This is a genomic window from Tautonia rosea, from assembly GCF_012958305.1.
GTDB lineage: Bacteria > Planctomycetota > Planctomycetia > Isosphaerales > Isosphaeraceae > Tautonia > Tautonia rosea.
On sequence record NZ_JABBYO010000019.1, the window covers coordinates 114,500 to 123,910 of the forward strand.

Annotated in this window: 9 protein-coding genes; 3 read left to right on the forward strand and 6 right to left on the reverse strand. The window is 60.0% G+C overall.

The features are described 5' to 3' along the window. Positions 1-355: 355 nt before the first annotated feature. The 4 genes from tpx to HG800_RS24185 all read right to left on the reverse strand — a co-directional run bounded on the left by tpx (position 356) and on the right by HG800_RS24185 (position 3,429). The gene (gene tpx / locus HG800_RS24170) at positions 356-895 is read right to left on the reverse strand and encodes a thiol peroxidase (protein ID WP_169980429.1); all 540 of its coding nucleotides are present in this window, start codon (positions 893-895) and stop codon (positions 356-358) included. A gap of 70 nt (positions 896-965) precedes the next feature. After that, the gene (locus HG800_RS24175) at positions 966-1,796 is read right to left on the reverse strand and encodes a sugar phosphate isomerase/epimerase family protein (protein WP_169980431.1); all 831 of its coding nucleotides are present in this window, start codon (positions 1,794-1,796) and stop codon (positions 966-968) included. 133 nt (positions 1,797-1,929) lie between these two features. Next, complete coding sequence (gene folD, locus HG800_RS24180) at positions 1,930-2,805, reverse strand: bifunctional methylenetetrahydrofolate dehydrogenase/methenyltetrahydrofolate cyclohydrolase FolD (RefSeq protein ID WP_169980433.1); 876 nt, start codon at positions 2,803-2,805, stop codon at positions 1,930-1,932. Between the two features lie 225 nt (positions 2,806-3,030). Then, complete coding sequence (locus HG800_RS24185) at positions 3,031-3,429, reverse strand: hypothetical protein (protein WP_169980435.1); 399 nt, start codon at positions 3,427-3,429, stop codon at positions 3,031-3,033. A gap of 609 nt (positions 3,430-4,038) precedes the next feature. On the opposite strand from HG800_RS24185, the gene mnmG reads away from it, so the two are divergent. The 3 genes from mnmG (at position 4,039) to HG800_RS24200 (ending at position 8,701) form a co-directional block, all read left to right on the forward strand. Further along, the gene (gene mnmG, locus HG800_RS24190; protein ID WP_169980437.1) at positions 4,039-5,976 is read left to right on the forward strand and encodes a tRNA uridine-5-carboxymethylaminomethyl(34) synthesis enzyme MnmG; all 1,938 of its coding nucleotides are present in this window, start codon (positions 4,039-4,041) and stop codon (positions 5,974-5,976) included. Between the two features lie 362 nt (positions 5,977-6,338). Further along, on the forward strand, positions 6,339-6,920 hold the full coding sequence (locus tag HG800_RS24195; RefSeq protein WP_169980439.1) for a response regulator: 582 nt from the start codon (positions 6,339-6,341) through the stop codon (positions 6,918-6,920). A 347-nt stretch (positions 6,921-7,267) separates the two neighbouring features. Beyond that, positions 7,268-8,701: a histidine kinase dimerization/phospho-acceptor domain-containing protein gene (locus HG800_RS24200; RefSeq protein ID WP_169980441.1), complete on the forward strand. Its 1,434-nt coding sequence runs from the start codon at positions 7,268-7,270 to the stop codon at positions 8,699-8,701. Between the two features lie 28 nt (positions 8,702-8,729). Here HG800_RS24200 and HG800_RS24205 read toward each other — a convergent pair whose 3' ends face one another. Both HG800_RS24205 and HG800_RS27050 read right to left on the reverse strand, forming a co-directional pair. Then, complete coding sequence (locus HG800_RS24205) at positions 8,730-9,026, reverse strand: hypothetical protein (protein ID WP_169980443.1); 297 nt, start codon at positions 9,024-9,026, stop codon at positions 8,730-8,732. Positions 9,027-9,165: 139 nt separating this feature from the next. Further along, positions 9,166-9,411, reverse strand: a 246-nt coding sequence (locus HG800_RS27050; protein WP_206352430.1) for a hypothetical protein, incomplete at its 5' end; no start/stop codon positions are given.

A 9,411-nucleotide genomic window follows, 5' to 3' on the forward strand; every position in this document is an offset into this window, starting at 1 on the left:
AACGCCACTGCCGCATCGAGGCGATGCCAACGGCCGATCCATCACATATCAGAAGCTCGACTCAGACAATTCACTGATTTGTGCCCCATCGTGCCGGGTTCACATCGAGATCGAGGCGACCCAAATCCGTTACCTGACCTGGCCCGAGGGACATCCCGACCCCTGCGGGAATCGTTCTGATTCGTCTTACTGGAGCGGCTCCGATCCGGATCGCACTGGCCCAACCAATCTAACCCGTCCACCTGTGACGAATCCCGGCCCGCAACAGTCTGAAGACCATGTCGAAACGATCCGAGAGGCTGCCATTCGAAACGACGGACGGCCCCCGGATCGTTTTTTTGGACATGTCGAGCACTTAAACGCCAGCCGCCTTCTTCAAGGCGTCAATTGCGGGCGCGTAGTTCGGTTCACTTGCGACTTCCTTCACATATTCCACGTGCGTGATCGTCCCGTTCGGGTCGACAACGAACAGAGCTCTCGCCAGCAACGGTACCGGCACGCCGGCCATTAACACGCCGTAATGCTGTCCGAAGCTCTGATTGTGGAGGTCGGAGAGGTTCGTCATGTTCCCAACCTGCGCCTCATCGCAGAACCGGGCCATGGCGAACGGCAGGTCGGTACTGATCGTATACGCGGCGACGGTGTCCCCCAGCTCCTTGAGCGTGCTCGACAAGGTTCGGGTTTGGGTATTGCACACGGGAGTATCCAGCGACGGTACCACGCTAAACAGTCGGGCCTTTCCGCCGGTGTCCTTTAACGTGACCACTTCGAGCCCCGAGGCCCCCTTCGTGACGCACGTAAATTCCGGCGCCGTGTCCCCCACATTCAGGCGAGGACCCACCAGATCAATCGGGTTCCCCTTCATCGTCACTTCACCGCTGCGCGTCTCAGCCATCGCTCAGTTCTCCGTGTTGGTTGGGATCATGCCAATGATTTCATGATCGTTTCGAATCATGATCGTTCTCTCAGGCCAGAGCTTCTGCCAGGGTTCGCCGAAGGCAATCGAGGCTCTGACGGGCGGTCTCCTCGGCACCGGGGGTGAAGTCAAAGACCTCGACCGAAACCCAGCGATCATATCCCGAGTCCACCAGGGCCTTCAGAATCGGTCCGAAGTCCGTGTCTCCCATCCCCGGCCCTCTCAGATTCGGGTCGTTGGCGTGGAAGTGGCCGGCATAGGGGGCGTGAGCCCGAATCAGGTCTGGCACACTCCCACCCGAATCGCTCGACATCGCCTTCACGTCGAGGTGGAGCGTCACCTTCGGATGACCCACGCGTTCGATCAAGGCTCTCGTCTCGGAAATGCTGGTGAGGAAATTCGTCTCGGCGGTCGACAGGGGTTCCAGGCAGAGTTCGATCCCGTGCGCGTCGAGGTCGTCTGTGATCGCTCGGAGCACCTCGACCGCGAACCGCTCACCGTCCTCCCGAGAAACATCCATCGCAATGTCCCGCTGCTTCGGCGAGCCGAAGACCATCAACGACCCACCGAGATCCTTCGTTGCCTCGATGAGCACCTTCAGATAGTCAATCGTGTTGAACCGGACGGTCGGATCGGGACTCGTCAGGTGATACCCTTCCGTCTTCGCCAGCAGCCAGTGCAAACCGATCGTCTCCAGACCGCTGTCGGCAATTGTCTGGCGGATCTCGGCCCGGCGATCCTTGCCGAGCATGGTAACCAACGGTGCCAGGGTGAACGGAGCCAGCTCGATCCCCTCATAGCCGATCCGTTTGACCTCTGCACAGGTCCGAGCAAGGTCCCACCCTTCAAACAACTCGTTGCAAATGCCAAATCGAATCATTGCCTGGTCCTGTTCCGTGTAAGGGTTCCCGATCCGATCGAGCCAACCAACCAAGGTCGAAGCGCTTCGCGCTGAGATCGTCTCGCCCGCGATCAGATCGTCTTGATCCTGTTCGTCGCAATCGCTTGTCGTCTCAGGGTCTTATCCCCGCTGCAAGCTCGCCCGAGGCAACGGTATTGGCCAGGAGCATCGCAATGGTCATCGGGCCGACCCCTCCCGGGACCGGCGTGACCCAAGACGCCACCTCGGCCACCTCGTCGAAGACCACGTCCCCGCAAAGGCTGCCGTCCGCCCTCCGGTGAATCCCCACGTCCACCACGATCGCCCCCGGCTTGATCCAGTTGCCTCGGACCATCTCCGGGCGGCCGACCGCCGCGATCAAGAGATCGGCTTCCCGGACAATCTCCGGAATCTCCCGACTTTCCGAGTGACAGACTGTCACTGTCGCGTCTCCGACTGCCCCTTTCTGAAGCAAGAGCAGCGCCATCGGTTTGCCGACGATATTTGAACGTCCCAGCACCACCGCCCGCTTCCCCTTCGTCTCGATTCCCTGCCGACGGAGCAGCTCGATCACCCCAAGCGGAGTGCACGACGCAAACCTCGGCCGACCGATCGCTAGCAGCCCGACATTTTCCGGATGAAAGCCATCCACGTCCTTGCTCGGGCTGACCCGGTCGATCACCCGGTTCGGGTCGATCTGATCGGGCAAGGGCAATTGGACGAGAATTCCATCCACCGCCGGGTCGGCGTTCAGTCGATCGACCACATCGAGCAACTCCGCCTCGCTCGTCGAGGCCGGGAGTCGGTGGACTGTGCCCTCGATGCCAACCTCGCGAGCCGCCTTTTCCTTGTTCCTGACGTAGATCGCGCTGGCCGGATCGTCCCCGACCAGCACCGCTGTCAGTCCGGGCGCCTTCCCTCGCACTTCTCGGAGCGCCGAGACCCGGTTACTCAATTCGAGTCGGATCAATCGGGCTGTCTCTTTCCCGTCGAGTCTCTGCGCGGGCACCACTCTCGCTCCCAATCCTTCACCCTTTGTCCAGTCGTGCAGGCGATCCGGGTGAACGTTCGCTGTGATTCTGGTTGTCCTTTTTGAAAGGCCACAATCGGCCAATTCCGACTGGTCGAGCCCTCACACCTAAAGCGGGACCAAACACGATGGATCGTTCCAGTACCCCCGGCCCAATCACTCATCTCGGCTGGGCCCGGTTCATTGTACAAGCAGTCAGGCTGATCAACGCTCCACGGTTGGACTGGCAAGCAGGCTTGGATCCCTCACGCCAGTCCGTTCGGATCTGAATTCCTCGGCCTCGGCTCGATCCATGAGGCGGACGCCAACAGCTAGTCGCTCGGTTCCTGACTCCCGCTCATACCGGCCGAGTATATCCCCGCCTCCTTGCTCCGGCGACCCCTCGCCGATTCTCCGAAGACCTGTGCAACTTTCCTGAATATTGCCCCCCTCCGCCACGATCATATCGTTGTGGCCTCCTTCAACCGTTCTCTTTCGCTCTGGCCTTCTCCTCTCCAGCACCTGATCAACCCTGGACCCCCAACCCGAGTTCTCTCCTTCGTCTCCAAGCGTAATGCATCTCGGCGAATCAGAGATCGATTCAGAAGCGATCGAGATCTCCATGCATCGACCAAACGAACTGACATGAAACACGCAAACAACCTGAGGGCAAACACCTTACGAATGGATACCCCTCGTACAACGAGCGCACCCCAGGCGCACAAACCGCGCCTCCTCAGGCGCACCGATCGTTTCATCAAACGGCGCACGGGTTGGCGCACCAACTGCGCACCTCTTCTCCCCCTCTGGAGTGTTCAGGACCCAGACTGGCCCGTACCCAATTCGGCTCCTCCCGAGATTGCCTCAGTCCACCTTCCTGAACCGCCCCGCGTTCCAGCCAACCCAACTCCGTCAAGACCAGCGTTTCCGAAACGAATGATCCCCGATTGCTCCAAGCATCGTTCTCGCAACACGTTACGGCCATGAAACTGTGTTCGTTGAGGCGCACCACCGGCGCACCAGAGAGCGCACCTGGTCGCGATTCTGCTTGCCCGAGGACTTCAACACCGATGGCGTCCCACTCACTGGCTCAATTCTACAGAAATCACCCTGGCATCGCTTTGGTATGATGATCGACAAGGCAGCTCCGTGATGATCCCCTACCGTTGAGCCCGGTTTCGACCGCAAGTTGAAGACCCGTCGATCCACCCCTCGGGAGTTTCCGCCACCGCAATGTCTGACCTCGAACGATTCGACCCTTACCGTTACGACGTCGTCGTCATTGGTGCCGGCCATGCCGGGCTCGAAGCCGCCCTCGCCTCGGCTCGGATGGGCAGGCGGACGGTCTTGCTGACCCTCAATGCCGACGGCGTCGGCCAGATGAGTTGCAACCCGGCCATCGGCGGGGTCGCCAAGGGGCAAATTGCGCGCGAGGTCGATGCCCTCGGCGGCGCGATGGGTCTTCTGACGGACGCCGCCGGTCTCCAGTTCCGGCTGCTCAATCGAGGCAAGGGGCCTGCCATGCACAGCCCCCGCGCTCAGTGTGACAAGAAAGCCTATCAGGTGGCTGCCAAGCTGATGGTTGAACAGCAGGCAAGTCTGACGCTTCGACAAGAAATGGTCGAGGGGGTCGTCGTCGAGTCGGGCCGCGCCGTCGGGGTCCGGGTCCGAGGCGGTGCGATCTACCGAGGCCGAGCCGTCGTTGTCACGACCGGTACTTTTCTCAGGGCCTTGATGCACACCGGCGAGCAGCAAACCGCCGGCGGCCGGGCCGGAGACGTATCCGCCGAAGGACTTTCGGGGAACCTCCGTGAACTCGGTTTCGAGCTCCATCGGTTCAAGACCGGCACTCCTCCCCGCCTCAATGGCCGAACCATCGATCTTGCCGCGCTCGAACCTCAACCCGGCGATCCCGATCCCGTCCCCTTCTCGTTCCTCACTGATCGAATTGAGCAACCGCAGCTCGACTGCCACCTGACTTACACCAATCCAGCCGTTCACGACCTCATTCGGGAGAACTTGCACCGCGCTCCCATGTATTCCGGGCAGATTCAGAGCACAGGCCCCCGTTATTGCCCCTCAATCGAGGACAAGATCGTTCGCTTCGCCGACCGCGAACAGCACCAGATCTTCCTTGAACCCGAAGGGTGGCAAACCCTCGAATACTACTGCAACGGCATCTCCACCAGCCTCCCCAGAGACGTCCAGGAAGCGATCATCCCGAAGATTCCTGGTCTGGAACGGGCCGAGATCATGCGGTTCGGCTACGCTGTCGAATATGACTTCGCCCCCCCGACCCAGCTTCACCCGACCCTCGAAACCAAGCGGGTCCCCGGCCTCTACTTCGCCGGGCAGATCAATGGCACGACCGGCTACGAGGAAGCCGCCGCTCAGGGGATCGTCGCCGGCATCAATGCCGCGCTTGCCTGCACCGGGGACGAGCCGATGGTCATCGACCGCACCCAGGCTTACATCGGCGTCCTGATCGACGACCTCGTGACCAAAGGGGTCGATGAACCCTATCGCATGTTTACCAGCCGAGCCGAGTATCGCTTGCTCCTCCGTCACGACAACGCCGACCTTCGACTAACAGAGCTCGGCCGCCGTCTCGGCCTGGTCGAGGACGAACGCTGGAACCGATTCGTTCGTCGTCGCGATCGGATCGAAGCTCTTCGCGACCGGCTCCGCACGGTCCGGGTTGATGGCCAGTCTCTGGAACAGATGCTCCGTCGCACGGAAGTCTCGTGGGACGACCTGAAGGCGATCCACTCGGATCTCTCCGAATTCGACAATGACGGTACGGGAGCCGTCGAGCAGGCGACGATCGAGGCAAAGTACGGCGGATACATCGCTCGACAGGCTCTGGAAATCGAGAAAGTTCGCCGCCTCGAAGACAAGACCATTCCCGAGGATTTCGATTACGACCGAATTCCCCAGCTTCGGCACGAGGCGCGGGAGAAACTGCGTCGGGTTCGTCCCCGGTCGATTGGGCAAGCCTCTCGAATCAGTGGACTGAACCCAGCCGACCTCTCGACACTCGTTGTTTTCCTGAAGCGCCGAAGCCCGTCGAACCTCGACACCCGCCCTCGTCGCCCGTTCACCCCGGCCCCCGTCGACGGATCGTCTACCGCCGAATCCCCGACCGCTGGCGAGCGCGCGCCTCTCCCATAGTCCCTGACCCCCAGGGTTCCCCGGAGGACCACAACTCATCCTCTTCCCGTTGTCTTCTCTGGGTTGACAGAACCAGGACCTATCTTATAATTGGCGATGTCGGTAAATTCGGCAATATCGAGAGTTTTGACCAGCTTTGCGGGACCGCTGTGTTCTGTAGAGTTGTACCCGTCGACAATAGTCGGGTCGGGGATCGAATCTCGGAGCCGAGGTCTCGGCGTCGTTGTTGCGGGCGAGTCCGTGATCAGGGAGGAGTCGAGGGCGCCCGGCGAGGGGACCATCGCGAATCGGACGGGAGGTCTGGTCCGTAAGGTCGAGCCGGAAAATTGCCTGGGGCTCGTGTCAAGGGGGCGATCCCGACGATGAAAACCGTTTTTACCACTGGTGAGGCCGCGAAGATCTGCAAGGTGAGTCAGCAGACGATTATTCGCTGTTTTGACTCTGGCCAGCTCAAGGGCTTTCGCGTGCCCGGGTCGCGGTTTCGTCGCATTCCGCGAGACGCTCTTTATCGGTTCATGAAGGACAACAACATTCCAACCGATGCGCTGGAAAGCGGTCGGCGGCGGATTCTTGTGGTCGATGATGAACCGGAGGTCGTCCAGATTATCAAGGATGCCCTACTGGCTGACGGCCGCTTCGAGGTCAAGGACGTCGACAACGGTTTCGGTGCGGGGATGATGGCTAAGGAGTATCATCCTGACCTGATGGTGCTGGACATCATGCTCCCGGACATCAACGGGAAAGCCGTCTGCGAGTTGGTTCGTCGCGATCCCTCGATGTCAGACATCAAGATCTTCTGCATCTCGGGAATGATCGAAGAAGACAAGATCGGTGAACTGCACGAGGCTGGCGCCGACGACTTCATGTCCAAGCCCCTCGACGTCGACGAACTGCTTCGCCGGATTTGCAAGTTGCTCGACATCGAGTCAACCCGGGAGTCCTGAATTTCTGGAACGGCTGCGGCTCCGCTTGACCGGAATCGCCAAACGTCCTACGCTCTCTCGATCGCCGCACGACGCGGCATCAAGGTCGCAAGGCCGGGGCCCCTCCCCGGCCCCTCGGGAAGGAGCCCGATCGGGTGCAAGGGTCTCGACCGACCTCTGATTCTCTCGGCTTGCTTCGAAGCCGATTGGAACGGCTCGATGGGCTACCCATCCGACCAATATCGTTTACGCACCTTCCCCAGAATCATATCAATTTTCCAACACATCAATGCATTGCGAATTCACTTGAACGTATTGATCCTGGGATTGCGCTACGCGCTTCGGTCTCAGGTGTTGGTTCCTGGCGATTGCCGGGGCTTGCAGACTCCTGTTGGACTAAGATCAACGCTCCTGGATCGGAAGCCCGAGACCGGCTTTGGTGCTTCTGTGTCGCCACGTCCCTGGCGGCTCATCGGCTGGCGATAGAAGGTGGTGATCCCGATCCTGATGCCGTGGGCCGGGCCGGGTTGCTGCACCCGCTTGCGCTCTGGGCCCTGGCGGTCGTAGCCCCTGATCGTCTCTCGGAGTGGATGTCCAACACGGACGAGGGTGATCGAACGCTCCTTGAGTCTCGCTGGTTCGGCCGTAACGCCGCCAGCTTTGGCTTTCATCTCGCGCGGCGTTGGGGATGTCCTCCCGAGATGAGCGACGCCATCCTGCTTGCAGGATTGCGAAGCGATGCACCCGCCTCCGCCATTCACGATCCCGTTCACCTTCGATGGGTTCGACTCGGTCGAAGCTGGGCGATGCGGACACCGTGGGCACTTCCCGGCCCCTGTTTCGAACCGGCTCCGACCGACCTTCAGCGGCGGTGGCTAGTGGCGACGGTCCAGGCAAGATGCTCAGGAGGACTCAGCCCGAACGACGACCCGATCCAATTACAAACCTCGCTCCGTGAGTCGATCGCTCAGCGAATGAGAGCCGACCATCTCGATTTAGAACTTGCCGAACTCTCGGAACGCTTTCACGCGGTTCTCGCTCAATGCGTAGCGCCCGCAACAGAGCCGCTTCCTCTGCCATCGAGGTCCACCCTCGACGCCATGGCCGAGTTTGCCGCTGGTGCCGCTCACGAGCTGAATAACCCGCTGGCCATCATTGCAGGGCGAGCTCAGTTACTCCAGGCTCGAACCGATGATCCCGAGTTTCGAAACGCCCTTCAAACGATCATTACTCAGGCGAGACGAGCGCATCAGATTCTTCGAGACCTGATCTACATCGCTCGGCCTCCGGTCCCTCGAGACGTCCCCTGTGTTCCCGATCAGGTGCTTCGAGGCGTTGTCGAGGATTTGAAGGCCGAGGCAGAGAACCGTAAGGTGCATCTCTGCTGTCGGACCCCAGATCCAGGCCCAACGGTCTCGACCGACCCCGAAGCACTCCGCCACTTGGCGGAAGCCGTGATCCGCAATGCGCTGGAAGCCACTACGGAGGGAGGACGAGTTCTTGTAGAGTCTCTCGGCGATCGGCGATCTGTTGTCTGGACGGTTCAGGATCAAGGAATTGGGCTCGATGAGGAGCGATCCACCCACTTGCTCGATCCGTTCTACTGCGGTCGGCAGGCCGGTCGAGGGCTTGGACTTGGACTTCCTCGCGTCGCTCGCTTTCTTCAATCAGTGGGAGGTTCGATTACCTGGGAAGAAACGAATCACGGTGAAACCATCACCCGAATCAAACTGCCCATTGAGCGCGAATTCCACGCAGATACGATCTCGCAACGCGATCAGAAACTCCGGGATGCGAGTTAATCGCTAAACCCTTGTCGAGATCGTTGCCTCAGGCGATGCGGGATCCCCAAACCATTTGATCGGCGATCTCGTGGCAGGCCGAGCAAAGAAACGTCACGTTCAAGGGTTCCTCATAACTCCAGTGATGGCGTTGCAACCGCTGTCGTTTTCGGCACCAGGTACAAACCTTGGGACGGGCGATCAGTCCGAGTTGCTCAGCCAATGCAGCCGCATAACGCGCTGATCGCGTCCGGTGGCGTCTCGGCCTGTCTGGATGAAGACAGATGTCGAGATGACGGCGGAGCCGTTCGAATTTGGCGCGGTGCCGATTCGGGCCTCGTTTCATCGTCGCAATCTCTCGAAGGAACCAAGGGGACTGCCAGAACGGCAACTTGCGGTTCCCATCCTTTCGGCGGCGCTCCGTCCGAAGGACCTCCTGCGACCGACGATCCCATCGAGTTGTCATGGATATTCTACGGCAAGTTTCAGGCCATGGCCACTCTTTTTGGCAAAATAGGCGATATGGTGAATTCAGAAATCTCGGTTTCTTCGCAACATCGCTGGACTTTCGTCCGTTTGTGGCCTTTCCAGCAATCCCATTCTGCCGTATCCCCGCTGAATCTTCCGGCGAGGATCGTACGGTGTTCTCCAAAGGGTCTGCGGCTTACTAATGCAGAGTTGCCCATTGTGAAAGCAGCGATGTCGAAAAGAAGCGGAACCTCATTAAATGA